Origin of the sequence: Streptomyces virginiae, assembly GCF_040638905.1 — a bacterium.
Classification (GTDB): domain Bacteria; phylum Actinomycetota; class Actinomycetes; order Streptomycetales; family Streptomycetaceae; genus Streptomyces; species Streptomyces virginiae_B.
Genome location: NZ_JBEZYV010000028.1, coordinates 13,022 through 38,798 on the forward strand (window position 1 = coordinate 13,022; position 25,777 = coordinate 38,798).

19 protein-coding genes are annotated in these 25,777 nt (G+C 71.3%); 10 read left to right on the forward strand and 9 right to left on the reverse strand.

Annotation, left to right across the window (positions count from 1 at the left end):
* Positions 1-160: 160 nt before the first annotated feature.
* The 6 genes from AB0F82_RS28885 to AB0F82_RS28910 all read left to right on the forward strand — a co-directional run bounded on the left by AB0F82_RS28885 (position 161) and on the right by AB0F82_RS28910 (position 8,730).
* Entirely contained in the window at positions 161-1,375 is a 1,215-nt protein-coding gene (locus tag AB0F82_RS28885; protein WP_362632561.1) for an ROK family transcriptional regulator, read from the forward strand.
* A gap of 117 nt (positions 1,376-1,492) precedes the next feature.
* Entirely contained in the window at positions 1,493-2,605 is a 1,113-nt protein-coding gene (locus AB0F82_RS28890) for a sugar ABC transporter substrate-binding protein (RefSeq protein ID WP_030651559.1), read from the forward strand.
* Between the two features lie 159 nt (positions 2,606-2,764).
* The gene (locus tag AB0F82_RS28895; protein ID WP_030036503.1) at positions 2,765-3,553 is read left to right on the forward strand and encodes an ATP-binding cassette domain-containing protein; all 789 of its coding nucleotides are present in this window, start codon (positions 2,765-2,767) and stop codon (positions 3,551-3,553) included.
* The gene (locus tag AB0F82_RS28900) at positions 3,550-4,851 is read left to right on the forward strand and encodes a sugar ABC transporter permease (protein WP_356812572.1); all 1,302 of its coding nucleotides are present in this window, start codon (positions 3,550-3,552) and stop codon (positions 4,849-4,851) included. Before AB0F82_RS28895 ends, AB0F82_RS28900 begins: the two co-directional genes overlap by 4 nt.
* A 262-nt stretch (positions 4,852-5,113) precedes the next feature.
* A complete protein-coding gene (dxs, locus tag AB0F82_RS28905; protein ID WP_356812571.1) occupies positions 5,114-7,063 on the forward strand; it encodes a 1-deoxy-D-xylulose-5-phosphate synthase in 1,950 nt (649 codons plus the stop codon).
* A gap of 128 nt (positions 7,064-7,191) precedes the next feature.
* The gene (locus tag AB0F82_RS28910) at positions 7,192-8,730 is read left to right on the forward strand and encodes an amino acid permease (RefSeq protein ID WP_362632565.1); all 1,539 of its coding nucleotides are present in this window, start codon (positions 7,192-7,194) and stop codon (positions 8,728-8,730) included.
* Positions 8,731-8,756: 26 nt separating this feature from the next.
* Here AB0F82_RS28910 and AB0F82_RS28915 read toward each other — a convergent pair whose 3' ends face one another.
* From AB0F82_RS28915 to AB0F82_RS28925, 3 genes are all read right to left on the reverse strand, one after another.
* The gene (locus tag AB0F82_RS28915) at positions 8,757-9,800 is read right to left on the reverse strand and encodes an LCP family protein (protein WP_362632567.1); all 1,044 of its coding nucleotides are present in this window, start codon (positions 9,798-9,800) and stop codon (positions 8,757-8,759) included.
* Between the two features lie 91 nt (positions 9,801-9,891).
* On the reverse strand, positions 9,892-12,030 hold the full coding sequence (locus AB0F82_RS28920; protein WP_362632568.1) for a 3-hydroxyacyl-CoA dehydrogenase NAD-binding domain-containing protein: 2,139 nt from the start codon (positions 12,028-12,030) through the stop codon (positions 9,892-9,894).
* The gene (locus tag AB0F82_RS28925) at positions 12,027-13,253 is read right to left on the reverse strand and encodes a thiolase family protein (protein WP_356812567.1); all 1,227 of its coding nucleotides are present in this window, start codon (positions 13,251-13,253) and stop codon (positions 12,027-12,029) included. Before AB0F82_RS28925 ends, AB0F82_RS28920 begins: the two co-directional genes overlap by 4 nt.
* Positions 13,254-13,579: 326 nt before the next feature.
* Between AB0F82_RS28925 and AB0F82_RS28930 the strand changes: the two genes are divergently transcribed.
* A complete protein-coding gene (locus AB0F82_RS28930) occupies positions 13,580-14,752 on the forward strand; it encodes an alpha/beta hydrolase (RefSeq protein ID WP_362632570.1) in 1,173 nt (390 codons plus the stop codon).
* Between the two features lie 52 nt (positions 14,753-14,804).
* On the opposite strand, the gene AB0F82_RS28935 is transcribed toward AB0F82_RS28930, so the two are convergent.
* The 3 genes from AB0F82_RS28935 to AB0F82_RS28945 all read right to left on the reverse strand — a co-directional run bounded on the left by AB0F82_RS28935 (position 14,805) and on the right by AB0F82_RS28945 (position 17,796).
* Positions 14,805-16,088 (reverse strand): ribonuclease D, encoded by a 1,284-nt coding sequence (locus AB0F82_RS28935; RefSeq protein ID WP_356812565.1) that lies wholly within the window; start codon positions 16,086-16,088, stop codon positions 14,805-14,807.
* 124 nt (positions 16,089-16,212) lie between these two features.
* The gene (locus AB0F82_RS28940) at positions 16,213-16,875 is read right to left on the reverse strand and encodes a helix-turn-helix transcriptional regulator (protein WP_007267191.1); all 663 of its coding nucleotides are present in this window, start codon (positions 16,873-16,875) and stop codon (positions 16,213-16,215) included.
* Between the two features lie 264 nt (positions 16,876-17,139).
* Positions 17,140-17,796: a DUF3000 domain-containing protein gene (locus AB0F82_RS28945; protein WP_356812564.1), complete on the reverse strand. Its 657-nt coding sequence runs from the start codon at positions 17,794-17,796 to the stop codon at positions 17,140-17,142.
* A 91-nt stretch (positions 17,797-17,887) separates the two neighbouring features.
* Here AB0F82_RS28945 and hemE point away from each other — a divergent pair, with 91 nt between their 5' ends.
* Positions 17,888-18,952, forward strand: coding sequence for a uroporphyrinogen decarboxylase (gene hemE, locus AB0F82_RS28950; protein WP_362632573.1), 1,065 nt, complete (start codon positions 17,888-17,890; stop codon positions 18,950-18,952).
* 107 nt (positions 18,953-19,059) lie between these two features.
* Here the strand turns inward: hemE and AB0F82_RS28955 are convergent, their stop codons facing one another.
* Together AB0F82_RS28955 and AB0F82_RS28960 are read right to left on the reverse strand one after the other, a co-directional pair.
* Complete coding sequence (locus AB0F82_RS28955; protein ID WP_362632575.1) at positions 19,060-20,442, reverse strand: FAD-dependent oxidoreductase; 1,383 nt, start codon at positions 20,440-20,442, stop codon at positions 19,060-19,062.
* A 59-nt stretch (positions 20,443-20,501) separates the two neighbouring features.
* Positions 20,502-21,542, reverse strand: a complete 1,041-nt coding sequence (locus AB0F82_RS28960; protein WP_362632577.1) for a DUF4349 domain-containing protein — start codon at positions 21,540-21,542, stop codon at positions 20,502-20,504.
* Positions 21,543-21,680: 138 nt separating this feature from the next.
* Here AB0F82_RS28960 and hemG point away from each other — a divergent pair, with 138 nt between their 5' ends.
* Positions 21,681-23,180, forward strand: a complete 1,500-nt coding sequence (gene hemG, locus AB0F82_RS28965; protein WP_436842180.1) for a protoporphyrinogen oxidase — start codon at positions 21,681-21,683, stop codon at positions 23,178-23,180.
* A 4-nt stretch (positions 23,181-23,184) separates the two neighbouring features.
* Entirely contained in the window at positions 23,185-23,898 is a 714-nt protein-coding gene (hemQ, locus tag AB0F82_RS28970) for a hydrogen peroxide-dependent heme synthase (protein ID WP_030032685.1), read from the forward strand.
* A gap of 113 nt (positions 23,899-24,011) precedes the next feature.
* On the opposite strand, the gene AB0F82_RS28975 is transcribed toward hemQ, so the two are convergent.
* Positions 24,012-25,688 carry an alpha/beta hydrolase gene (locus tag AB0F82_RS28975; protein ID WP_362632580.1) on the reverse strand — a complete coding sequence of 559 codons (1,677 nt, stop codon included), beginning with the start codon at positions 25,686-25,688 and terminating at the stop codon, positions 24,012-24,014.
* Between the last annotated feature and the right edge of the window lie 89 nt (positions 25,689-25,777).

The window sequence follows — 25,777 nt, forward strand, 5'->3', positions numbered from 1 at the left end:
CGATTCGTGTCGTGTCAGCCTCTTGACGTGCGGATGCGCAAAGGCTCGACTTAAGGTTCACAAGTTGGAGAGACGCCGGGGTCTCGGAGCGCGTAGCCGAGGCGTGTCCCGGCCGGGGGGCGACGGCTGGCCGTCGCTAATGGGCAGGAGTGGATGAGTCGTGCAGACTCCCGGATCGCAGTCGTCACTGCACCGCGCGAATCTCGAACGGGTCGTACGGGCGGTGCGGCTCGCGGGGTCGCTGACCCAGGCGGAGATCGCCCGTACCACCGGACTGTCGGCGGCCACGGTCTCCAACATCGTCCGGGAGCTGAAGGACGGCGGGACCGTCGAGGTCACCGACACCTCGGCCGGCGGCCGGCGGGCGCGGAGCGTGTCGCTGAGCGGTGACGCGGGCATCGTGATCGGCGTCGACTTCGGCCACACCCACCTGAGGGTGGCCGTCGGCAACCTCGCCCACCAGGTGCTGGCCGAGGAGTCCGAACCGCTGGACGTCGACGCCTCCTGGGCGGACGGCTTCGACCGGGCGGAAGCCCTGGTCGGCCGGCTGATCGACGGCATAGGGGTCGGACTGGACAAGGTCATCGGCGTCGGCCTCGGCGTCCCCGGCCCGATCGACGTGGAGTCCGGCACCCTGGGCTCGACCGCGATCCTGCCGGGCTGGGCGGGGATCAACCCCCGCCAGGAGCTCTCACAGCGCCTCGGCGTGCCCGTCTACGTGGACAACGACGCGAACCTCGGCGCCCTCGGTGAACTCGTTTGGGGGAGCGGGCGGGGAGTGAAGGACCTGGCCTACATCAAGGTGGCCAGCGGCGTCGGCGCCGGCCTGGTCATCAACGGCCAGATCTACCGCGGACCGGGCGGCACGGCGGGCGAGATCGGGCACATCACGCTGGACGAATCGGGCCCGGTCTGCCGCTGCGGCAACCGCGGCTGCCTGGAGACCTTCGCCGCGGCCCGGTACGTCCTGCCGCTGCTCCAGGGCACGCACGGACCGGAGTTGACGATGGAGCGGGTGGTCGAGCTGGCCCGCGAGGGGGACCCCGGCTGCCGCCGGGTGATCAGCGACGTCGGCCGCCACATCGGCAGCGGAGTGGCCAGCCTGTGCAACCTCCTCAACCCCAGCCGTGTGGTGCTGGGCGGCTCGCTGGCGGAGGCCGGTGAACTCGTCCTGGCGCCCATCCGTGAATCAGTGGGGAGGTACGCGATTCCCAGTGCGGCCCGGCAGTTGTCGGTGCTGACGGGGTCCCTGGGCGGGCGCGCCGAGGTGCTGGGCGCACTGGCGCTGGTGTTGAGTGAGATGGGCGATTCGACACTTTTGTCAGATCATGGAAGTGGAGTGCGAGCTCCAGCCGTCTTGCCTTCAGGTAGATAACGAATGGCACCGTTGTCATCTCGTTAAGAATTCACTCCTTGACGGCAAAACGCGGCCGGGGTTGACTCACATCCACCTCGGCCGCGGCGTAGCGGCCTCGTCAGGGAGGTTCAAGTAATGAACACGCGTATGCGCAGAGCTGCCGTAGCCGTTGCCGCCGGCGCCATGGCCGTTTCCCTCGCCGCTTGTGGCAGTGCCAAGGAGGCCGGCGACAAGACGAAGGAGTCCTCCGGCGCTGCCAAGGGCGACGCGATCAAGGTCGGGCTGCTCCTGCCGGAGAACCAGACCGCGCGTTACGAGAAGTTCGACAAGCCGCTCATCGAGAAGAAGGTCGCCGAGCTCACCGGCGGCAAGGGCGAGGTCGTCTACGCCAACGCCAAGCAGGACGCGACCACGCAGAACTCCCAGGTCGACACGATGATCACCAACAAGGTGGACGTCCTGATCATCGACGCGGTGGACTCCAAGGCCATCGCCGGCTCGGTCAAGAAGGCCAAGGACGCCGGCATCCCGGTCGTCTCCTACGACCGCCTGGCCGAGGGTCCGATCGACGCCTACACCTCCTTCGACAACGAAGAGGTCGGCAAGGTCCAGGGCAAGGCCCTGCTGGAGGCGCTGGGCGACAAGGCCAAGGACGGCCAGATCGTCATGATGAACGGTTCGGTCACCGACCCGAACGCCAAGCTCTTCAAGTCCGGCGCGCACTCCGAGCTCGACGGCAAGGTGAACGTCGGCAAGGAGTACGACACCGTCGAGTGGAAGCCGGAGAACGCCAACACCAACATGGCGGCCGCGCTCTCCGCGCTCGGCAAGGACAAGATCGTCGGCGTCTACTCCGCCAACGACGGCATGGCCGGCGGCATCATCACCGCCCTCAAGGCCGCCGGCGTCAACCCCCTGCCGCCGGTCACCGGCCAGGACGCCGAACTCGCCGGTGTGCAGCGCATCGTGGCGGGCGAGCAGTTCATGAGCGTCTACAAGCCGTACGCCCCCGAGGCCGAGGCCGCCGCGAAGATGGCCGTCGCCCTCGCCAAGGGCGGGAAGCCCGAAGGCACCACCTCCACGGTCGACAGCCCCACCACCAAGGGCGTCCCCTCCGTGCTGATCCCCGTCGTCTCGCTGACCAAGGGCAACATCAAGGACACCGTCGTCAAGGACGGCGTCTACACGGTCGACGAGATCTGCACCGACAAGTACGCGGCCGCCTGCGCCGCCCTCGGCCTGAAGTAAGGCCCCCGCCGCCTGCCCACGAGGCGGCCCCACACACCTGACCGGCGTCCCGCCCCTCCTCACCCCGCCACCCGGCGGGGCGCCGGGCAGAAACGTTCCCCCATTCGCCCCGCTCCTGCTCTTCTGCACGACATCCCCGCCGGTCAGGCGGCGAAGGAGATGGTTCATGTGTCCGCTGCGCCCGTGCTGGCGTTGCGAGGGGTCTCGAAGCGGTTCGGCGCCGTTCAGGCCCTGACCGACGTAGAACTCGAGATCCACTCCGGTGAAGTGGTCGCCCTCGTCGGCGACAACGGTGCCGGCAAGTCCACGCTGGTCAAGACGATCGCCGGCGTGCACCCCATCGATGACGGCGTCATCGAGTGGGAAGGGCGTCCGGTCTCCATCGGCAAGCCCCACGACGCCCAGAACCTGGGCATCGCGACGGTCTACCAGGACCTGGCGCTGTGCGACAACATCGATGTCGTCGGCAACCTGTTCCTCGGCCGTGAGCTCAAGAAGTTCGGCGTCCTCGACGAGGTGGAGATGGAGCGCCGCGCCCGCGAGCTCCTGACCACGCTGTCCATCCGGATCCCCAGTGTCCGGATCCCCATCGCCTCGCTGTCGGGCGGTCAGCGCCAGACCGTGGCGATCGCCCGCTCCATGCTGGGCGAGCCCCAGCTCGTCATCCTCGACGAGCCCACCGCCGCCCTCGGCGTCGAGCAGACCGCTCAGGTGCTCGACCTCGTGGAGCGGCTGCGCGAGCGGGGCCACGCCGTCATCCTCATCAGCCACAACATGGCCGATGTGAAGGCCGTCGCCGACAAGGTGGCGGTCCTGCGGCTGGGCCGCAACAACGGTGTCTTCAACGTCGCCGACACCTCGCAGGAAGAGATCATCTCCGCCATCACCGGTGCCACGGACAACGCCGTGACCCGCCGGGCGGCCCGCACCTCGGAGGCCGGCAAGTGAGCACCCAGAACCCTGCCACCGATCCACTGGACAAGGGCCACGTCGACCCGGTCAACCCCGCGGCCGCGCACGACGCGATCCCGGCCGTGGACCCCCGCCTGCTCGTCCGCGAGGAGGGCCTCGCCGGGTACGTGGGCGAGTTCAAGCGCAAGATGAAGGCCGGCGACCTGGGCTCCCTCCCGGTCGTCATCGGCCTGATCGTCATCTGGTCCATCTTCCAGGGGCTGAACTCGAACTTCCTCTCCCCGGAGAACCTGACCAACATCGCGATCACGATGACCGGCACCGGCATGATCGCCATCGGCATCATCTTCGTGCTGCTGCTCGGCGAGATCGACCTCTCGGTCGGCTCGGTCAGCGGTGTCTCGGGCGCCATCGTCGCCGTCCTCGCCGTCACCCACGGCATGAACGAATGGCTGGCCATCCTCGCGGCCGTGGTGGGAGGCGCCCTGATCGGCTGCATCCACGGCTTCTTCTTCGCCAAGGTGGGCGCCCCGGCCTTCGCCGTCACCCTGTCGGGCCTGCTCTTCTGGCTCGGCGCGATGCTGCAGATCCTCGGCAGCAACGGCACGATCAACATCGACTCCGACGGCGTGGTCGGCCAGCTGACCACGTACTTCTTCTCGGACGTGGCCGTCGCCTACGGGCTGGCCGCGCTCGCGGTGGCCGGCTACTTCCTCGCGGCCTTCCTCGACGCGAGGCGTCGCGAGACGGCCGGGATGCCCTCCCGGCCGCTCACCGAGATCCTGCTGCGCACCGGCCTGCTCGCCCTGTGCGCGTTCGGTCCCGCCGTGCTGTTCAACCAGTACAAGGGCCTGCCGCTCGCGGTGGTGCTCTTCCTGCTGGCCCTGGTCGTCACGGACTTCCTGCTGCGCCGCACGACCTTCGGGCGAAACGTTTTCGCGCTGGGTGGCAGCGTCGAGGCCTCCCGCCGCGCGGGCATCAACGTCACCCGGATCCGGATCACGGTCTTCGCGATCTCCAGCACCTTCGCCGCCATCGGCGGCCTGTTCTGGGCCTCCAAGATCGCGGCGGCCAACCAGAGCGCCGGCGCCGGCGACCTGCTGATGAACGTGATCGCGGCGGCCGTCATCGGCGGCACCAGCCTCTTCGGCGGCCGCGGCCGGACCTGGAACGCCCTCCTCGGTGTCATGGTCATCGTCTCGATCCAGTACGGTCTGGCACTGGAAGGCATCGCGACGCCGATCCAGTACATGATCACCGGTGCGGTCCTGCTGGCCACCGTGGTGATCGACTCGGTCACCCGCAAGACCCAGAAGACGGCCGGACGCGCCTGACCGCGCGCCCGACCGCCCGCCGGTACCGGTCGCGGCGGTAAGAACGGTCACAGTGCCCGGCGCCACCTCAAGTGGCGCCGGGCATCCGTGCGTAGAAAAGCGGGCACTCCTGTGCGGGTATGCGCCCGTATGCGATGTGTGGCCGTGGGGTGGTGCGTACATGTATGACAAAGGTGTGACCCCACAGGGACGGCCCGATGACCGCGCCCGCGAACGGAACATTAGACTCGACAGACCAGCAAGCAACTGCAAGGAGGCACGGGTGCTGCTGACCCGCATCAAGGGACCGCGCGATCTGGACCGGCTCAGCCAGGAGGAGCTGATCCAGCTCGCGGCCGAGATCAGGTCCTTCCTCGTCGACGCCGTCTCCAAGACCGGCGGGCACCTCGGCCCCAACCTCGGCGTGGTCGAACTGACGATCGCCCTGCACCGGGTCTTCGAATCGCCCAAGGACAAGGTCCTCTTCGACACCGGCCACCAGGCCTACGTCCACAAGCTCCTCACGGGGCGCCAGGACTTCGCCGGCCTGCGCACCAAGAACGGTCTGTCCGGCTACCCCTCACGCGCCGAGTCCGACCACGACGTGATCGAGAACTCGCACGCCTCCACCGTCCTCGGCTGGGCCGACGGCCTCGCCAAGGCCAACGAGGTGCTGGGGCGCGAGGACCACCACGTCGCCGCCGTCATCGGCGACGGCGCCCTGACCGGCGGTATGGCCTGGGAGGCGCTGAACAACATCGCCGCCGCCAAGGACCGCCCGCTCGTCATCGTCGTCAACGACAACGAGCGCTCCTACGGCCCCACCATCGGCGGCCTCGCCAACCACCTGGCCACCCTGCGCACCACCGACGGCTACGAGCGCTTCCTCGCCCGCGGCAAGGAACTCCTGGAGCGCACCCCGGTCGTCGGCAAGCCGCTCTTCGAGACCCTGCACGGCGCGAAGAAGGGCCTCAAGGACTTCATCGCCCCGCAGGGCATGTTCGAGGACCTGGGCCTGAAGTACATCGGCCCCATCGACGGCCACGACATCGAGGCCCTGGAGTCCGCCCTGCAGCGCGCCAAGCGCTTCAGCGGCCCGGTCATCGTGCACTGCCTCACCCAGAAGGGCCGCGGCTACACCCCGGCCCTGGAGCACGAGGCGGACCGTTTCCACGCCGTCGGTGTGATCCACCCCGACACCGGCCTGCCGGTCAAGACCGCCGCCGCCAGCTGGACCTCCGTCTTCGCCGACGAGATGGTCAAGATCGGCCACGAGCGATCGGACATCGTCGGCATCACCGCGGCCATGCTCCACCCGGTCGGCCTCAACAAGTTCGCCGAGGCCTTCCCGGACCGCATCTACGACGTCGGCATCGCCGAGCAGCACGGCGCGACCTCCGCGGCCGGCCTCGCCACCGGTGGCGTCCACCCCGTCTTCGCGGTGTACGCGACCTTCCTCAACCGCGCCTTCGACCAGGTCCTGATGGACGTCGCCCTGCACAAGTGCGGCGTCACCTTCGTCCTGGACCGCGCCGGTGTCACCGGCGACGACGGCGCCTCCCACAACGGCATGTGGGACATGTCCATCCTCCAGGTCGTTCCCGGCCTGCGCCTGGCCGCACCGCGCGACGCCGAGCAGCTGCGCGCACAGCTCCGCGAGGCCGTCGAGGTCAAGGACGCCCCGACCGTGGTCCGCTTCTCCAAGGGCGTCGTCGGCCCCGCCGTCCCGGCCGTCGGCCGGATCGGCGGCATGGACGTGCTGCGCGCCCCGCGCGCCGAGGTCACCCACCCCCTCGGCCCTTCGGGCCTGGGGGGACCCCTTGGGGACGTACTGCTCGTCTCGGTCGGCGCCCTCGCCCCGATGTGCCTGGAGATCGCCGACCTGCTCGACAAGCAGGGCATCTCGACGACCGTCGTGGACCCCCGCTGGGTCAAGCCCGTGGACGAGGCCATGGCCCCGCTCGCGGACCGGCACCGCGTGGTCGTCACCGTCGAGGACAACGGCCGCGCCGGCGGCGTGGGCTCCGCCGTCTCGCAGGCCCTGCGCGACGCGGGTGTCGACGTACCCCTGCGCGACTTCGGCATCCCGCAGCGCTTCCTCGACCACGCCCTGCGCAAGGAGATCCTGGCGGAGATCGGCCTGACCGCACCGGACATCGCCCGGCAGGTCACCGGCCTGGTCGCCAAGCTGGACGGCCGCTACGACAGCGAGCCGGCCGCCACCGTCGACTAGGACGGGTACCGCCACTAGATCGCCGCGCGGTTGCACGTCACGGGCCGGGAGATCACTCTTGAGGAGTGGGCCTCCCGGCCCGTTCGCGTGCGTCGACACCTTTCGGAGGTGCGTCGGTGAGTAGGGATATGAACAGCCCCTTCCGCACCAAGACGGTGGAGCAGTCCATCCGCGACACGGAGGAGCCGGAACACGCGCTCCGCAAGTCGCTCTCCGCCTGGGACCTGACGGTGTTCGGTGTGGGTGTCATCATCGGCACCGGCATCTTCGTCCTCACGGGCATCGCGGCCCGGAACAACGCCGGACCCGCCACCGCCCTCGCCTTCGTGGCCGCGGGCATCGTCTGCGCCCTCGCGGCGCTCTGCTACGCCGAGTTCGCGTCCACCGTCCCGGTGGCCGGATCGGCGTACACGTTCTCGTTCGCCTCCCTCGGCGAGGTGCCCGCCTGGATCATCGGCTGGGACCTGGTCCTGGAGTTCGCCCTCGGCACCGCCGTCGTGGCGGTCGGCTGGTCCGGGTACGTGCGCCACCTGATGCACACCAACATCGGCTGGGACCTGCCCGTCGCGCTGTCCGGACGCGAGGAGGGAGGGGCCTTCGACCTGTTGGCCTTCCTGCTGGTCCTGGCGTTGACCGCGATCCTGATCGTCGGGACGAAGTTGTCGGCGAGGATCACGGCGATCGTCGTGGCCATCAAGGTCACCGTCGTGCTGCTGGTCATCGTCGCAGGCCTGTTCTTCATCAAGGCCGAGAACTACTCGCCGTTCATCCCGCCGGCCCAGCCGCAGCCCGCGGGTGGTGGCGGCTGGGACGCGCCGCTGATCCAGGTGCTGTTCGGGTACGCGCCCACCAACTTCGGCATCATGGGCATCTTCACCGCGGCCTCGCTGGTCTTCTTCGCCTTCATCGGCTTCGACGTCGTGGCCACCGCCGCCGAGGAGACCAGGAACCCCCAGCGGGACATGCCGCGCGGCATCATCGGCTCGCTGTTGATCTGCACCGTGCTCTACGTCGCCGTGACGCTGGTGGTCACCGGCATGCAGAAGTACACGGAGATGTCGCCGTCCGCCCCGCTCGCCGAAGCCTTCAAATCCGTGGACCAGCCCTTCTTCGCCGGTGCCATCAGTCTCGGGGCGTCGGTCGGTCTGATCACCGTGTGCATGATCCTGCTGCTCGGCCAGACCCGGGTGTTCTTCGCGATGAGCCGTGACGGACTGCTGCCGCGCTTCTTCTCCGTCACCCACCCGAAATACCGGACCCCTTACCGGGCGACCATCCTGCTCGGCGTGTTCATCGCCGTACTCGCTGGCTTCATCAGCCTCGGGGAACTCGCCGAACTGGTGAACATCGGTACGCTCTTCGCCTTCGTGGTCGTCGCGCTCGGCGTGATCATCCTGCGCCGGACCCGCCCCGACCTCCACCGGGCCTTCCGCACCCCCTGGGTGCCGGTGGTCCCGATCCTGTCGATCGCGGCCTCGCTGTGGCTGATGCTCAACCTGCCGACCGAGACCTGGGCCCGGTTCGGCATCTGGATGGCCGGCGGCTTCGTCGTCTACTCCTTCTACGGCGTATGGCACAGCCGCCTGAGCCGGCAGGAGACCGAAGGCCCCGGAGTCGCCACGAGTACGCCCGGCACCACACCGAAGCCCCCGGCACCGGGCGCCTGACACGCGGCACCGGGCAACGGGCGGATTCAGCCGGCCTTGGCGGGAGACTTCTTCGCCGAGGCCGGTATCTGCTGGTCCGTGCGCAACGCCTCCCACAGCTCGGTCGCCTGCGGCTCGGCCACCACCACGCGGTTGCGGTCCACCTTGTCGTAGGCGACCGGCAGCATGATGGTCTCCATCGTCTCCGGATTCACGCCCTTCATGCTCTGCGCGAAGTCGGACAGCGCGGTGAGCGAGGCCAGGTCGGAGTCCGTGGTCAGCGACTTGGTGCCGGCGTCCGCGAGCTTGTAGAGCCGCGCCGGGTTGCCCAGGGCGTCCTGCTTCTTGACCTCCGACAGCATCGCCAGCATGAACTGCTGCTGCAGGCCTATGCGTCCGAGGTCGCTGCCGTCGCCGTAGCCGTACCGGGTACGGACGAACTTGAGCGAGTCGGCCCCGTTCAGCCGGTGCGTGCCCGCGTCGAGCTTCAGACCGCCCTTGGCGCCGCTCATCGGCTTGTCCAGGGTCACGGTGACCCCGCCCAGCGCATCCACCAGGCCCTTGAAGCCGGCGAAGTCCACCTCGACGAAGTGGTCCACGCGCACGCCGGACATCTGTTCGACGGTGTTGACCACGCAGGCCGGGCCGGCCAGCGAGTAGACGGAGTTGAACATGACCCGCTTCGCGGACGGAACGGACTTGCCGTCCCGGTCCTTGCACTCGGGCCGGGTGATCAGGGTGTCGCGGGGGATGCTCACCGCGGTGGCCTTCGCCCGGCCCTCGGGTATGTGCACCAGCATCGCGGTGTCCGAGCGGGCCCCGCTGACCGCGCCGTGGTCGAGGTCCGCGTTGGCCCCGGCCCGCGAGTCCGAGCCGAGCACCAGGATGTTCTGCGCGTTCGCGACCACCTTGGCGGGCCGGTTGTCCCCGATCGCCTGGTCCAGGTCGACGCTGTCGATGTTGCCGTTGAGATGGCTGTACGTCCACCAGCCCGCCCCGGCCGCGCCCAGGATCAGCACGGCGACCAGCAGCAGGGTGATCCGCAGAATGCGGCGTCGGCGGCGCCTGGGCCGCGCGTGCGTTTCCGTCATGGGGGTGAATCTTAGACAGGTATTCGAACGGCCGGATCCCGCCCCCCGGGAGGAGCGGGCCCGGCCGTCGAACAGCCGCCTGCGACCCGGACTACGCCGGGACGCTCGCGATGCCGGGGGCGAGGAACTTCTTGCCGTTCACGCGCTCCGAGACGCCCTCACGGTCCAGGTACGGCGTGATGCCGCCCAGGTGGAAGGGCCAGCCGGCACCGGTGATGAGGCAGAGGTCGATGTCCTGGGCCTCGGCCACGACACCCTCCTCCAGCATCAGACCGATCTCCTGCGCCACCGCGTCCAGGACGCGGTCGCGGACCTGCTCCTCCGTCAGGACCGAGTCGCCCTGCACCAGGAGCGCGGCGACCTCGGGGTCCAGCTCCGGCTTGAAGTTGTTCTCTGCGGAGTAGACGTAGAAGCCGCGCTTGCCCGCCTCGACCACGCGCTTGAGGTTCGGGGAGACGGTGAAACGCTCCGGGAAGGAACGGTTCAGGGTCTCGGAGACGTGCAGACCGATCGCCGGGCCCACGAGTTCCAGCAGCACCAGCGGGGACATCGGCAGGCCGAGCGGCTCGATGGCCTTCTCCGCCGTCGCGACCGGGGTGCCCTCGTCGATCACGTTCTGGATCTCGCCCATGAAGCGGGTCAGGATGCGGTTCACGACGAACGCCGGGGCGTCCTTGGTGAGGACCGCGGTCTTCTTCAGCTTCTTGGCGACACCGAAGGCCGTGGCCAGCGAGGCGTCGTCGGTCTGCTCGCCGCGCACGATCTCCAGGAGCGGGAGGATCGCGACCGGGTTGAAGAAGTGGAAGCCGACCACGCGCTCCGGGTGCTGGAGCTTCGAGGCCATCTCCGACACCGACAGCGAGGAGGTGTTGGTGGCGAGGATCGCGTGCGCCGGGGCGACCGCCTCGACCTCCGCGAACACCTTCTGCTTGACGGACATCTCCTCGAACACGGCCTCGATGATGAAGTCCGCGTCCGCGAAGCCCTCGGCCTTGTCCAGGACACCGGTCACCAGGGCGGTCAGGCGGTTGGCCTTGTCCTGGTTGATGCGGCCCTTGCCGAGCAGCTTCTGGATCTCGGCGTGGACGTAGCCCACGCCCTTGTCCACGCGCTCCTGGTCGATGTCGGTGAGGACCACCGGCACTTCGAGGCGGCGCAGGAAGAGCAGCGCCAGCTGCGAGGCCATCAGGCCCGCGCCGACGACGCCGACCTTGGTGACCGGACGGGCCAGCGACTTGTCCGGGGCGCCGGCCGGGCGCTTGGCGCGCTTCTGGACCAGGTTGAAGGCGTAGATGCCCGAGCGCAGCTCGCCGCCCATGATGAGGTCGGCCAGGGCCGTGTCCTCGGCGTCGAAGCCGGCCTGCAGGTCGCCGTCCTTGGCCGCGGCGATGATGTCCAGCGCGCGGTAGGCGGCCGGAGCGGCGCCGTGCACCTTGGAGTCCGCGATGGAGCGGCCCTTGGCGACGGCCGCGTCCCAGGCCTCGCCGCGGTCGATCTCCGGGCGGACGACCTCGGTGGTGCCGCCCAGGACGTTCGCGGTCCACAGGAGCGACTGCTCCAGGAAGTCCGCGCCCTCGAAGATCGCGTCGGCGATGCCGAGCTCGAAGACCTGCTTGCCCTTGAGCTGGCGATTCTGGTTTAGCGAGTTCTCGATGATGACCGAGATTGCGCGCTCGGCGCCGATCAGGTTCGGGAGGATGGCGCAGCCGCCCCAGCCCGGAACCAGGCCGAGGAAGACCTCGGGCAGCGAGAACGCCGGGATGGCCTTCGAGACGGTGCGGTAGCTGCAGTGCAGACCGACCTCGACGCCGCCGCCCATCGCCGCGCCGTTGTAGTACGCGAAGGTGGGGACCGCCAGCGCGGAGAGGCGCTTGAAGACGTCGTGGCCGCCCTTGCCGATGGCGAGCGCCTCGTCGTGCTTCTTCAGCAGCTCGACGCCCTTGAGGTCGGCGCCGACCGCGAAGATGAACGGCTTGCCGGTGATGCCCGCGCCGACGATGGTGCCGGCGGTGGCCTCCTGCTCGACCTGGTCGATCGCCGCGTTCAGGTTGGCGAGGGACTGCGGGCCGAAGGTGGTCGGCTTGGTGTGGTCGAAGCCGTTGTCCAGCGTGATGAGCGCGAAGCGCCCGGCGCCGAACGGCAGGTCCAGGTGGCGGACGTGCGCGGACGTGACGACCTCGTCCGGGAACAGCTCGGCCGCGCCCTTCAGGAGCTCAGCGGTGGTGCTCACTTGGAGTCTCCCTCGGCGTTGAAGTTCGGGTTCTCCCAGATGACCGTGGCGCCCATGCCGAAGCCGACGCACATGGTGGTCAGGCCGTAGCGGACGTGCGGCTGCTCCTCGAACTGGCGGGCCAGCTGCGTCATCAGACGCACGCCGGAGGAGGCCAGCGGGTGGCCGAAGGCGATGGCGCCGCCGTACTGGTTCACGCGGGCGTCGTCGTCGGCGATGCCGTAGTGCTCCAGGAACGCGAGGACCTGGACCGCGAAGGCCTCGTTGATCTCGAAGAGACCGATGTCGTCGATCGTCAGACCGGCCTGGGCCAAAGCCTTCTCGGTGGCCGGGATCGGGCCGTAGCCCATGACCTCCGGCTCGACACCCGCGAAGGAGTACGACACGAGGCGCATCTTGACCGGGAGGTTGTTCTCGCGGGCGAAGTCCTCGGACGCGATGATCGCGGCGGTGGCACCGTCGTTGAGACCGGCGGCGTTGCCCGCGGTGACCCGGCCGTGCGTACGGAACGGGGTCTTCAGGCCGGACAGGTTCTCCAGCGTGGTGCCCGGGCGCATCGGCTCGTCGGTGGTGACCAGGCCCCAGCCCGTCTCACCGACCTCCGCGTTGGTGTTGCGCACCGAGATCGGGACCAGGTCCTGCTGGATCTTGCCGTCGGCGTACGCCTTGGCGGCCTTCTCCTGCGAGCGCACGGCGTACTCGTCGGCGCGGAGCTTGGTGATCGCCGGGTACCGGTCGTGGAGGTTCTCGGCGGTCATGCCCATGAACAGGGCGGACTCGTCGACCAGCTTCTCGGAGACGAAGCGCGGGTTCGGGTCGACGCCCTCGCCCATGGGGTGGCGGCCCATGTGCTCGACACCGCCGGCGAGGGCGACGTCGTACGCACCGAAGGCCACACCGCCCGCGACGGCGGTCACGGCGGTCAGCGCGCCGGCGCACATGCGGTCGATGGAGTAGCCCGGGACGGACTGCGGGAGGCCCGCGAGGATGCCGGCCGTGCGGCCCAGCGTCAGGCCCTGGTCGCCGATCTGCGTGGTCGCGGCGATGGCGACCTCGTCGATCTTCTTGGGGTCCAGGTCCGGGTTGCGGCGCAGCAGCTCCCGGATCGCCTTCACGACGAGGTCGTCGGCGCGGGTCTCGTGGTAGATGCCCTTCGGGCCCGCCTTGCCGAACGGGGTGCGGACGCCGTCGACGAAGACGACGTCCCTGACGGTACGAGGCACGTTGGCTCTCCTCCAGGTGCGGGATGGCACTGCTGCGCGGGGGCGCACTCGGCACATGTTGCTGAGCGCCCGCTCACCCGACCATGCTACTTGCGGGTAACCAATGTGCACACCCCCTCCCCGAGGAGCGGCGAAGGTCACACTCCGCACCCCGTGCGCGCCCCCTCCTCGCGCCCGTCCGATCGGAGCGCCCCGCGCTCCCCGAACGGGTCGGACACCCGGCCGGGGCGGCCCCGTCGATGGCATCGGGCGCACGCGCCTGCTGATTCTGGCCGGGTACGGGGCGCCCGTCCCGGACCCGGCCGACCTGAACGGAGACCCCCGCCATGCTGATCAAGGCGGTCGACCACGAGGTCAAGCACGCCTCCAGACTCCCCGTCAACGAGGGCGAGGTGATCAACCTCTTCGTCCGGGAGCGCGACGGCACGAAGAATCCCACCCAGCGCACGGCCGTCCTGATGCTGCACGGCCGCAGCGTCCCCGTGCTGCCCGGCGCGGACCTGGGCACCGGCGAGTACAACTGGATGCAGTTCCTCGCCAAGGCGGGCTTCGACGTCTTCGCCATGGACCTCCAGGGCCACGGCCGCTCACCGCGCCCGGCGGTCATGAACGAACCGTGCAACACCACAGCCGCCCAGCAGGCGAAGCTCCTGCTCGACGGCCACCCGCTGGCGGCCCCTTGCACCCCCTCGTACGCCAAGCACCTCGGCGACTCCGAGAGCGACTGGGCCGAGGTCCACAGCGTCGTCGAATACATCAAGGCCGAGCGCGGTGTGGAGCAGGTCGCCCTCTTCGGCTGGTCCGCCGCCGCGGTGGCGCTGGGCCCGTACGCCATCCAATACCCGGACAACGTCTCCAGCCTGTTCCTCCTCGCCCCCGTCTTCCGGCCGGACGGACCCGCGAGCAAGCCCGGCACCAAGTGGGACCGGCCGGACGCGCTGCCCCCGCCGGCCTCCCTGTGGACCTTCCCGATGAACATCACCGGCCGGGACGGTTTCGAGGACGCCTGGGACAGGGAACTCGGCTGCGGCGACGAGCAGCGTGAGGAGGGCATGGTCGACACCGTGTGGGCGGCGATCATGGAGAGTGACGTGGTGGGCCGCAACTGGGGGCCGCCGGTGTCCGGCGTGCCCTCCGGCGTGCTGCGCTACCGCAACCCCTTCTGGTGGGGCTGGAACAAGGCCGGCGCCAAGGTGGACAACGTCCTCGGCCACAAGGTGCCGGTGCTCATCGTCGTCGGCGAGCACGACAAGACGGTGAACAGCGCTCCGGGCACCGTTCCCTTCCTGTCGGTGACCGAGCTCTACAAGGCAATCCCGGGTTCGAAGAAGATGCACTTCAAAGTCGCCTGCGCGGGCCACCAGATCCCCTGGGAGCGGGTGGCCAAGCACGTACACCACCTGTCCCGGAAGTGGCTCAAGCACACCGAGATCGACGGCCACACGAACGGGACCTTCTCCATGGACGCGGACGGCGACTACACCGAGCAACCGCTCTGATCCGGTCGTGCCCCGGTCCGTGCGTCGCGGACCGGGGCACGGCGGCGAGGTCCTACGCGGTGGCCGACAGGGCCGTGACCAGGACCGGGGTCACCTGTTCGATCTGCCACGGGCGGGCGCCGTAGAGGGCCAGGGATTGCGACACCGCGTCGGCGTCCAGCCGCTGCGGCGGCTCCCAGCACAGGCGGCGGACCGTGTCCGGGGTGATCAGGTTCTCCTGGGGCAGGTTCAGCTCCTCCGCCAGCGCCGAGACGGCCGTGCGGGCGGCGGCCAGCCGGGCCGCGGCCGCCGGGTCCTTGTCGGCCCAGGAACGCGGCGGGGGCGGGCCCGCCGGGGTCGCACCCGGCTGCGGCAGCTCGCTCTCGGGCAGCGCCTTCGCCCGGTCCACGGCGGCCATCCACTGGTCGAGCTGACGGCGGCCCATGCGCTGCCCGTAGCCGGGCAGGGCCGACAGGGTGTGCACGTTCGCGGGCAGGGCCAGCGCGGCCTCGACGATCGCGGCGTCGCCCAGCACCTTGCCGGGCGACACGTCACGCCGCTGCGCGATGCGGTCCCGGGACTCCCACAGCTCCCGTACGACCGCCATCTGCCGGCGGCGGCGCACCTTGTGCATGCCGGACGTGCGGCGCCAGGGGTCCTTGCGCGGCGCGGCCGGCGGCGCGGCGGCGATCGCGTCGAACTCCTGCCGGGCCCACTCGAGCTTGCCCTGGCGGTCCAGATCCTTCTCCAACGCGTCCCGCAGGTCCACCAGCAGCTCCACATCCAGAGCGGCGTAGCGCAGCCACGGCTCGGGCAGCGGGCGGGTGGACCAGTCGACGGCGGAGTGGCCCTTCTCCAGGGCGTAGCCGAGAACGCTCTCGACCATCGCGCCGAGACCGACCCGCGGGAAGCCGGCGAGCCGGCCCGCCAGCTCGGTGTCGAACAGCGAGGTCGGAACCATGCCTATTTCGCGCAGGCAGGGGAGGTCCTGGGTGGCGGCGTGCAGGATCCACTCGGTGCCGGAGAGCGCCTCGCCCAGGGCGGACAGGTCGGGGCAGCCCACCGGGTCGATCAGCGCGGACCCGGCACCCTCGCGGCGCAGCTGCACCAGGTAGGCCCGCTGGCCGTAGCGGTATCCGGAGGCGCGCTCGGCGTCCACGGCGACGGGGCCGGTGCCCGCGGCGAAGGCCGCGACCACTTCGGCGAGGGCGTCCGCGTCGGCGACCACCGGGGGAATCCCCTCGCGGGGCTCCAACAATGGGATCGGCACCCCACCGGGCGGAACAACGACGTCGTCCGGGGGGCCGCCCCCGGTGGTGGTGCGCAGGTCTGCTGCGGTCTCTTGGGCGTCGGTCACCGGTCAAGGGTATCCGTGTATACGACGCGCCCGTCGCCGGAACGTTCCGTCGACGGGCGCGATCAGTACGCGGGGTGTTTTCCGGGGGTCTCCCGGACGTCTATCCGGGGGTCGCGGCCCGCGTTCAGTGGATGATCCCGGTGCGCAGTGCCACGGCGACCATTCCCGCGCGGTCACCGGTGCCCAGCTTGCGGGCGATGCGGGCGAGGTGGGACTTGACGGTCAGGGCGGACAGGCCCATCGAGACGCCGATGGCCTTGTTGGACTGGCCCTCCGCGACGAGGCGCAGGACCTCGACCTCGCGGCCGGAGAGCTCGCGGTAGCCGCCCGGGTGGCTCGGGGCACCCGGGGGGCGGCGGTGCATACGGGCGGCGGCCGCGCCGATGGGGGCGGCACCGGGCCGGGTGGGGAGCCCGATGTTGGTCCGCGTACCGGTGACGACGTAGCCCTTCACACCGCCCGCGAGGGCGTTGCGCACGGCGCCGATGTCGTCGGCGGCGGACAGGGCCAGCCCGTTGGGCCAGCCTGCGGCACGGGTCTCGGAGAGCAGGGTGAGACCGGAACCGTCGGGCAGGTGCACGTCGGCCACGCAGATGTCGCGCGGGCTGCCGACGCGGGGGCGGGCCTCCGCGATGGACGACGCCTCGATCACGTCGCGCACGCCGAGGGCCCACAGATGGCGGGTCACGGTGGAGCGGACGCGCGGGTCGGCCACGACGACCATGGCCGTCGGCTTGTTCGGGCGGTAGGCGACCAGGCTTGCGGGCTGCTCGAGAAGAACGGACACCTAGGCCTCCTGGGGGAGTGGCGGGACGGCCGGCTCGGGGAAGGAAGCCGGTGCGAACCGTGCGGATGGTCACTGACTCCTTCGGCACGTCACCCGCCCGGCTTTAGGGAATGATCACGATTTGGTGAGTAACAATTCGGGCAATTCGGACGCACGATCGATCATCGGGTGATCAGAAGCCCACAACGGAGGCCGCGTTGTGACACCCGCTTGCGGCGTTCGACCGGTCGTTCCCCGAGCGGAGGCGGCCGTACGGCCCTGTGCCTACGGGTGGTGCGGACCGCGCCGCTGTGGCAGGGAGACCACGCCCGTCGCCGTGTCCGTCGGACCCACCGGCGGCAGCCCCGCGATCTGGCAGATCAGCTCGCACCAGGCCGACAGGTGCGCCGCGGTGTCCGGGACGCCGCCCACGCCCTCGCGCGGCGTCCAGGAGGCCCTGATCTCGATCTGCGTCGCGGGCCGCCGCTCCGCGAGCCCGCCGAAGTAGTGCGAGCTCGCCATGGTCACCGTCCCGCCGGCCTCCCCGTAGGGCAGCCCGCGCGCTTCCAGGGCCCCCGTCAGCCAGGACCAGCACACCTCCGGCAGCAGCGGGTCGGCGGCCATCTCGGGCTCCAGCTCCGCCCGTACGAGCGTCACGAGCCGGAAGGTCCCGTGCCAGGCGTCGTGCCCGGCGGGGTCATGGAGCAGGATCAGCCGGCCGTCGGCCAGGTCGTCCTCCCCGTCCACCACCGCGGCCTCCAGCGCGTAGGCGTACGGCGCCAGCCGCTGGGGCGGCTTCGTCGGGTCGATCTCGACCCCCGGGCGCAGCCGGGCCTTCTTCAAACCCTCGACCGCCCGGCGGAACGGGAGTGGGACGGAGCTCTCCTTCGCACTGTCCGTACCGTCGGCGCCATCTGAAAATCGTCCCTGAGCCGCAGCCATGCGGGGAAGACTAGGCGGTATGTGAGCCCGTACGGCGCAGGGACACCCGTGCCGGGCCGGGCACTTCTTCATACGTGCGAAGATTTGGGTCGTGAGCGCCAACGACAGCCCCAAGGGCCAGCCGAGCCAGACGTACGATTCCGCCTTCCTGAAGGCGTGCCGGCGGGAGCCGGTACCTCACACGCCGGTGTGGTTCATGCGGCAGGCCGGGCGCTCCCTCCCCGAGTACCGCAAGGTCCGCGAGGGCACCGCGATGCTCGAGTCCTGCATGCGGCCCGACCTGGTCACCGAGATCACCATGCAGCCGGTGCGGCGCCACAACGTCGACGCGGCGATCTTCTTCTCCGACATCGTGGTCCCGCTCAAGGCCATCGGCGTCGACCTGGACATCAAGCCGGGCGTCGGCCCCGTCGTCGCCCAGCCGATCCGCCGCCGCGAGGACCTCGCACAGCTGCGCGACCTCACCCCTGGGGACGTCACCTACGTCACCGAGGCGATCGGCATGCTCACGGGTGAACTGGGCTCCACGCCGTTGATCGGTTTCGCGGGCGCGCCTTTCACCCTCGCGAGTTACCTCGTCGAGGGCGGCCCCTCGAAGAACCACGAGCACACCAAGGCCCTGATGTACGGGGACCCGCAGCTCTGGGCCGACCTGCTGGACCGCCTCGCGGAGATCACCTCCGCCTTTCTGAAGGTCCAGATCGAGGCCGGCGCCTCCGCGGTCCAGCTCTTCGACTCCTGGGTCGGCGCGCTCGCCCCGGCGGACTACCGCCGCTCCGTCATGCCCGCCTCGGCGAAGGTCCTGCAGTCCGTCGCCTCCTACGGCGTCCCCCGGATCCACTTCGGCGTGGGCACGGGCGAACTCCTCGGCCTGATGGGCGAGGCCGGTGCGGACGTCGTGGGCGTCGACTACCGGGTCGCGCTCGACGAGGCGGCCCGCCGCGTCGGCCCTGGCAAGGCCCTCCAGGGCAACCTGGACCCGGCCGTGCTGTTCTCCACCACGGAGGCGGTCGAGGCCAAGACGGACGAGGTCCTCGCGGCGGCCGCCGGCCTGGAGGGCCACGTCTTCAACCTCGGCCACGGCGTCCTGCCGACGACCGACCCCGAGGCGCTGACCCGCCTGGTGGACTACGTCCACACCAAGACGGCCCGCTGAGCAGGAAACCGCACGTTCAGGCGCGAGGAGGGTCCCCGGGGCGGCCGTAACCGGACGGGCCGCCTCCTGGAACTGGTCCGCTCGGAGCTGCGCCTCGCGCGGAGCGGTCAGACGCCCGCCGCGCGGACCGCGGAGACCGCCTTGCGGGCCGCCACCAGGACCGGGTCCCAGACCGGGGAGAACGGCGGGGCGTAGCCGAGGTCGAGCGAGACCACCTGCTCCACCGTCATGCCCGCCGTCAGGGCCACCGCCGCGATGTCCACCCGCTTCGCGGAGCCGGCTCCGCCGACGATCTGGACGCCGAGGAGCCGGCCCGTACGGCGTTCCGCCAGCATCTTCACCGTCATCTCCGCCGCGCCCGGGTAGTAGCCCGCCGTGTTGGTGGAGGTGATGGTGGCCGTCACGAAGCGCAGGCCCGCCTCCAGCGCGTCCCGCTCGCGCAGCCCCGTACGGGCGATCTCCAGGTCGCAGACCTTGCTGACGGCCGTGCCGACCACCCCGGGGAAGGTCGCGTAGCCGCCGCCCACGCCCGAGCCGATGACCTGGCCGTGCTTGTTGGCGTGGGTGCCCAGCGGGATGTGCCGGGTGCGGCCCGCGACCAGGTCGAGGACCTCCACGCAGTCGCCGCCCGCCCAGACGTCCTGGTGACCGCGCACGCGCATCGACAGGTCGGTGAGGATCCCGCCCGAGGGGCCGAGCGGGAGGCCGGCGGCGCGGGCCAGTGCCGTCCGCGGCTCCACGCCGATGCCGAGCACCACCACGTCCGCCGGGTACTCCTCGCCGGCCGCCGTGGCCACCGCGCGGGCCCGGCCCTCCTCGTCGGCGAGGATCTTGGTGACCTCGGCGCGCGCGACCGTACGGATCCCCATGCGGTTCATCGCGGTGTGCACCAGGCCGCCCATGTCGGGGTCCAGCGTGGCCATCGGCTGCTCGCCCCGGTGCAGGACGGTCACCTCGTAGCCCCGCAGCACCAAGGCCTCGGCCATCTCCACGCCGATGTAGCCCGCGCCGACCACGACCGCCCGCCGACCCCGCGTGCGCTCCAGCGCGTCCATGAGGCGCTGGCCGTCGTCCAGGGTCTGGATGCCGTGCACCCCGTGCGCGCCGATGCCCGGCAGGCGCGGGCGTACGGGCCGGGCGCCCGTGGCCAGGACGAGCTTGTCGTAGTGCGTCCAGGATTCGGATCCGCCGTCCAGATCGCGGGCGCGGACCCGGGACCCGGGCAGATCGAGCTCCACCACCTCGGTGCGGGTGCGCAGGTCGATGTCCCGGGCCCGGTGCTCCTCGGGGGTGCGGGCGATCAGGTCGTCGCGCTCGGCGACCAGACCGCCGACCCAGTACGGGATGCCGCAGGCCGAGTACGAGGTGAAGCGGCCGCGCTCGAAGGCGACGATCTCCAGCTCCTGCGGTCCCTGCAGCCTGCGGGCCTGCGACGCGGCGGACATCCCCGCCGCGTCGCCCCCGACCACCACCAGTCGTTCCGTCGCCATCGCCCGTACCGCCCCTTCACCGCCGTCGACTGGTGAACACGCTACGGGCGAACGCGCGTTCAGTCCTGCACGTCGGCCTCGGTGTCCGGAGCCGCAGTCGCAGTCGCAGCCGGAGCCGTGGCCGGAGCGGGAGTCGTGGCCGGCGCCGAGGGCGCCGTCCGCGCCGCGGGCACCGGCGGCCGCTTCGGGGCCGGGCCCGTCTTCGGCCGCGCCGGACGCCGCCGCCGGTACCCCCGGACCAGCAGCGCCACCACCGCGGCCGTCAGCAGGAACGGCAGCAACGCGCCCAGCGCCACCATCAGGTAGCGCAGGATCCGCGTGAAGACGTCCCAGCCCCCGCTCAGCGCACCGAGGAAGGTCGGCTCCTCCTTCTTCTTCTCCTCCACCGCGGCCGGCGCCGGCTCCGAGACCTGCAGCGTGATCGTGCCCATCGAGGTCTGGTCCTTCAGCGCCGTCTGCTGCGCCAGCAGCGACTCCAGGTCCGACTGACGCCGGCTCAGCTCGCCCTCCAGCATCACCACCTCGCTCAGTGCCGAGGCCTTGCCCATCATCTCCCGCACCCGCGCCACGCTCGCCTGCTGCGAGGAGACGCGGCTGCCGATGTCGGCGACCTTCTCGGTGACGTCCTGCGCGTCGACCTTGCGGTGCAGCAGCTTCCCGCTGCCCTCCATGGCGCCGAGGACGGCGTCGTAGCGCTCGCCGGGCACCCGCAGGGTCACCGTCGAGGTCATCCGGCCGTCCTTGCCGCGCTCGGTCGACTCGTTGCCGACGTACCCGCCCGCGCCGTCGGCCGCGGTACGGGCCGCGGCGAGCGTCTTCTGGACGTCCGCCGTCTCGATGCCGAGCGTCGCCGTACGGATGACGTTCGGGCGGACCGCGACCGGCGCCCCGTCGTTCTTGCCGGATGACCCCCCGGACCCCGCCGGGGCCGGCGCCGCCGCGGCGCCCGCCGCTCCCTCCCGGGTCTTCCCGTCCGCCGCGGGCGGCGCGACCGCCGCCTTGTCGTTAGCGGCCCCCTGGCCGCCCGCACCGCAGCCGGTGAGCGTCAGAGCCCCGGCCAGGGACAGGGCCGCCAGGGCCGCCGCCGCATGAGCACGCATCTTGTAAACCCCCGATGATCGGCTGGTGTTGCCGTTTCGACGTACAGGGTCCCGTCGCGGGTTTCGCACACGCGGTTCCGGGCCGGTCCCGATGCGGTCACGGTCCGGCCTCGGTGATCGGTCTGAGACGATGTGTCCATGCACGAAGCGGACATGCGTACGGATCGGCCGGTGAGCCCCACCCGCTCCAGCGGCTCCCCGGGCCACGTGGTCGTCATCGGCGGCGGCATCGCGGGCCTCGCGGCGGCCCACCGGCTGCTCGCCGAAGGCGCCCGCGTTACGCTGCTGGAGGCCGGGCAGAGGCTCGGCGGCAAGCTGTACTCCGGCGAGCTCGCCGGGGCCCGCGTCGACCTCGGCGCCGAGTCCGTGCTCGCCCGCCGCCCCGAGGCCGTGGCCCTCGCCGAGGCCGTCGGCCTGGCCGACGCGGTGCAGCCGCCCGCCACCGCCACCGCCCACCTGTGGACCCGCGGCGCGCTGCGGCCGATGCCGCGCGGCCACGTCATGGGCGTCCCCGGCGACCTCGGACCGCTCGCCGCCTCCGGAGTCCTCTCCGCCGAGGGCATGGCCCGCATCGAGGCCGAGCGGACACTGCCGCCCACCGAGATCGGTGAGGACGTCGCCGTCGGCGAGTACGTGGCCGCCCGCCTCGGCCGGGAGGTCGTCGACCGACTGGTGGAACCGCTGCTCGGCGGGGTGTACGCGGGCGACGCCTACCGCATCTCCATGCGGGCGGCCGTGCCCCAGCTCTTCGAGGCCGCCCGCACCCACGCCCTGCTGGGCGACGGCGTACGGGAGATCCAGCGCAGGGAGCAGAGCCGGCCGCAGCAGGCCGGCCCCGTCTTCGCCGGCATCGACGGAGGCATCGGACGCCTCCCCATCGCCGTGGCCGAGTCCTGCCGCGCGGCCGGAGCGCGCATCGTCACCGGCGCCCCCGTCCGCGAGGTCCTTCGTACGGCTGAAGGCTGGCGCGTCGTGGCCGCCGAGGAGACCGTCGAAGCCGACGGTGTCGTCCTGGCCGTCCCGGCCGGGCCCGCCGCCCGACTGCTGGACACCCTCGCGCCGACCGCCGCCGCCGAACTGCACCAGGTCGAATACGCCTCGATGGCACTGGTCACCATGGCCTTCCGGCGCAGCGACCTGCCCGGGGCCGTCTCCGGCGGCGGCGCCAGCGGCTTCCTCGTACCGCCCGTCGACGGCCGGACCATCAAGGCGTCCACCTTCTCCAGCAACAAGTGGGCCTGGGCGGGCACCGATCCCGACCTGTTCCTGCTGCGCACCTCCGTGGGCCGGTACGCCGACGAGCGCGACTTGGAGCGCGAGGACGGCGAACTCGTCGAGGTGTCCCTCGCCGACCTCGGCGAGGCCGTGGGCCTGACGGCCCGGCCGGTCGCCTCCACCGTCACCCGCTGGGACGGCGGGCTGCCCCAGTACCCGGTCGGCCACCTCGGCCGGGTCGCCCGGATCCGCGGCGCCGTCGAGGCCCTGCCCGGCCTCGCGGTGTGCGGCGCGCTCTACGACGGCGTGGGCATTCCGGCCTGCATCGCGAGCGCCGGCCGGGCCGCGGACGCGGTGATCGCCGCGCTCGCTGCGCGTACGGCACCCCTGGCGCCGACCACTGATCAGCGCACGGGACAATAGGAACATGACTGCACCAGAGAAGATTCCCAACGCGGGGAAGAAGGCGAAGGACCTCAACGAGGTCATCCGCTACACCCTGTGGTCCGTCTTCAAGCTGAAGGACGTCCTGCCGGAGGACCGCGCCGGTTTCGCCGACGAGGTCCAGGAGCTGTTCGACCAGCTGGCTGCCAAGGACATCACCGTCCGCGGCACCTATGACGTCTCCGGCCTGCGTGCCGACGCCGACATCATGATCTGGTGGCACGCGGAGACCGCGGACGAGCTGCAGACCGCGTACAACCTGTTCCGCCGTACCAAGCTGGGCCGCGCGATGGAGCCGGTGTGGTCGAACATGGCCCTGCACCGCCCGGCCGAGTTCAACAAGTCGCACATCCCCGCCTTCCTGGCCGACGAGGTCGCCCGCGACTACGTCAGCGTCTACCCCTTCGTCCGCAGCTACGACTGGTACCTGCTGCCCGACGAGGACCGCCGCCGCATGCTCGCCGACCACGGCAAGATGGCCCGCGGCTACCCTGACGTGCGTGCCAACACCGTCGCCTCGTTCTCGCTGGGCGACTACGAGTGGCTGCTGGCCTTCGAGGCGGACGAGCTGTACCGCATCGTCGACCTCATGCGTCACCTGCGTGCCTCCGAGGCCCGTATGCACGTCCGTGAAGAGGTGCCCTTCTACACCGGGCGCCGCAAGTCCGTCGCCGACCTGGTGGCCGGGCTCGCCTGATACCTCCCCTGGGGGGAAGGACCGGAGGACGACCACACCGTCAGGTGAGTGCCTCCGGTGGATCGGGAGGCCCAGCCCCCGAAACGACGCAGCCGGAGATCCCGCCCGGAAGTTCAGACGACAGGCGGCAGCAGTGCCCTGCGGGCGCTCGCTGCCCGGTCGTCCAGCGACACCGGTGCGGGCTCCGGATGCGGCGCGCAACGGACGCGCCACCCCGGGGTGGCGCCCGTCAGCAGATACCGCTCCACGTGCCGGTCCACGCACCCGTTGCGTCCGCCGGCCACACCGTGGGAGCCGGCCCCCGTCTCCGTCACCAATGACGCCTCCGTACCGAGCCGCCGCTGGAGTTCCAGCGCACCCGGGTACGGGGTCGCGCCGTCCCGTTCCGCCGCGACCACGAGGGTCCGCGGCAGCCGCTCGGGCTGGGACCCGACCGGCACCGGCGACTGCCGGCCGCGCACCGGCCAGGAGGCGCACGGCAGGTTGAGGAAGGCGTTGGCCCAGGTCTCGAAGGGCGCGGTACGGGCCAGCTCGGTGTGGTCGCGGTCCCAGGTGCCCCAGTCCGCGGGCCAGGGGGCGTCGTTGCACAGCACCGCCGTGTAGACGGCCGTCGCGTTCTCGGTCTCGGCCGCCGCCGCCGGGTCGGGAGCGGCCTGGGCGGCCAGCACCGAGGGATCGCCGCGCAGGAACGCAGCCAGGGCCGCGGCCCGTTCCGGCCAGACGTCGTCGTAGTACGCGGCCTGGAGGAAGGCGGCCCGCAGTTCGCCCGTCCCGACGGTCCCGCCGGCGGGGGTGCGGGACACCGCGTCGCGCACCCGCTCGTAGCCGGCCTGCACGGCCGCCGGGGTGGTGCCGAGCCCGTACGTGGCGTGGTGCCGGGCCACCCAGGCCCGGAAGTCGTGCCAGCGCGCCTCGAACCCGCGTGACTGGTCGAGGTTGTTGCGGTACCAGACACGGCGCGGATCGGGATCGACCGCCGAGTCGAGGACCATCCGGCGGACGTGGCCCGGGTACAGGGTGGCGTAGACGGCGCCGAGGTAGGTGCCGTACGAGGCACCCATGAAGGTCAGCTTGTCCTCGCCGAGCGCGGCGCGCAGCACGTGCAGGTCACGGGCGTTGTTCAGGGTGGTGTAGTGCGGCAGGGCCGCTCCGGCCCGGCGGGCACAGCCGCGGGCGTACTCCCGGGCCTGCGCGAGGCGTTGCATCTTGTACGCGGCGGAGGGGTGGACCGGCTCCTGGGTGGGGCCCTTCGCGCCGGCGGCCGGGTCCCGGCAGGACAGCGGGGCCGAGCGTCCGACTCCGCGCGGGGCGTAGCCCACGAGGTCGTAGGCTGCGGCGATCCGCTCCCAGCCGGGGAGGCCGGCGACGAGCGGGAAGTGCATTCCGGAGGCGCCGGGGCCGCCCGGGTTCTGCACGAGCGCGCCCTGGCGGGCGGCGCCGCGGGCCCCGGTGGCGGCGGCCCGGCTGACGGTGAGGGAGATCTGCGGGCCGTCGGGACGGGCGTAGTCGAGCGGGACGCGCAGGGTGGCGCACCGGACGTCCGACGGCAGGGCCTCGGCGGCGGGGCAGGTACGGAAGTCGAGACCGGCGCCGCGGCCCCCGTCCCGGGAGGCCGCCGCGAGGGCCGCGCGTCGGGCGACGAGCGCGGCGCCGGCGCTCTCGGCGGCGGTGTCCTCCGCGCTTGCGGCGGCCGGAGCCCGTGGGACGGGAGCGGCCGCGGCGGTGGGCGCGCCCAGGGCGAGGAGGAGGACGGCCGCGACGGCTTCGTGGCGTGCGGTTCTCGTGCGCATGACGGCCCCTGCCTCTCATCTGATGGACCGATGAGAGGCAGGCGGTGCCACCCTTGTAAAGGATCACCGGCCGGTGTCGGCGGCCGTGA

Excerpts from the sequence above, each read along its gene's own strand:
- AB0F82_RS28890 (WP_030651559.1), top strand. The coding sequence starts at position 1,493 with ATGAACACGCGTATGCGCAGAGCTGCCGTAGCCGTTGCCGCCGGCGCC.
- AB0F82_RS28895 (WP_030036503.1), top strand. The coding sequence starts at position 2,765 with ATGGTTCATGTGTCCGCTGCGCCCGTGCTGGCGTTGCGAGGGGTCTCG.
- AB0F82_RS28910 (WP_362632565.1), top strand. The coding sequence starts at position 7,192 with ATGAACAGCCCCTTCCGCACCAAGACGGTGGAGCAGTCCATCCGCGAC.
- AB0F82_RS28915 (WP_362632567.1), bottom strand. The coding sequence starts at position 9,800 with ATGACGGAAACGCACGCGCGGCCCAGGCGCCGCCGACGCCGCATTCTG.
- AB0F82_RS28930 (WP_362632570.1), top strand. The coding sequence starts at position 13,580 with ATGCTGATCAAGGCGGTCGACCACGAGGTCAAGCACGCCTCCAGACTC.
- AB0F82_RS28945 (WP_356812564.1), bottom strand. The coding sequence starts at position 17,796 with ATGGCTGCGGCTCAGGGACGATTTTCAGATGGCGCCGACGGTACGGAC.
- AB0F82_RS28955 (WP_362632575.1), bottom strand. The coding sequence starts at position 20,442 with ATGGCGACGGAACGACTGGTGGTGGTCGGGGGCGACGCGGCGGGGATG.
- AB0F82_RS28960 (WP_362632577.1), bottom strand. The coding sequence starts at position 21,542 with ATGCGTGCTCATGCGGCGGCGGCCCTGGCGGCCCTGTCCCTGGCCGGG.
- hemG (WP_436842180.1), top strand. The coding sequence starts at position 21,681 with ATGCACGAAGCGGACATGCGTACGGATCGGCCGGTGAGCCCCACCCGC.
- hemQ (WP_030032685.1), top strand. The coding sequence starts at position 23,185 with ATGACTGCACCAGAGAAGATTCCCAACGCGGGGAAGAAGGCGAAGGAC.
- AB0F82_RS28975 (WP_362632580.1), bottom strand. The coding sequence starts at position 25,688 with ATGCGCACGAGAACCGCACGCCACGAAGCCGTCGCGGCCGTCCTCCTC.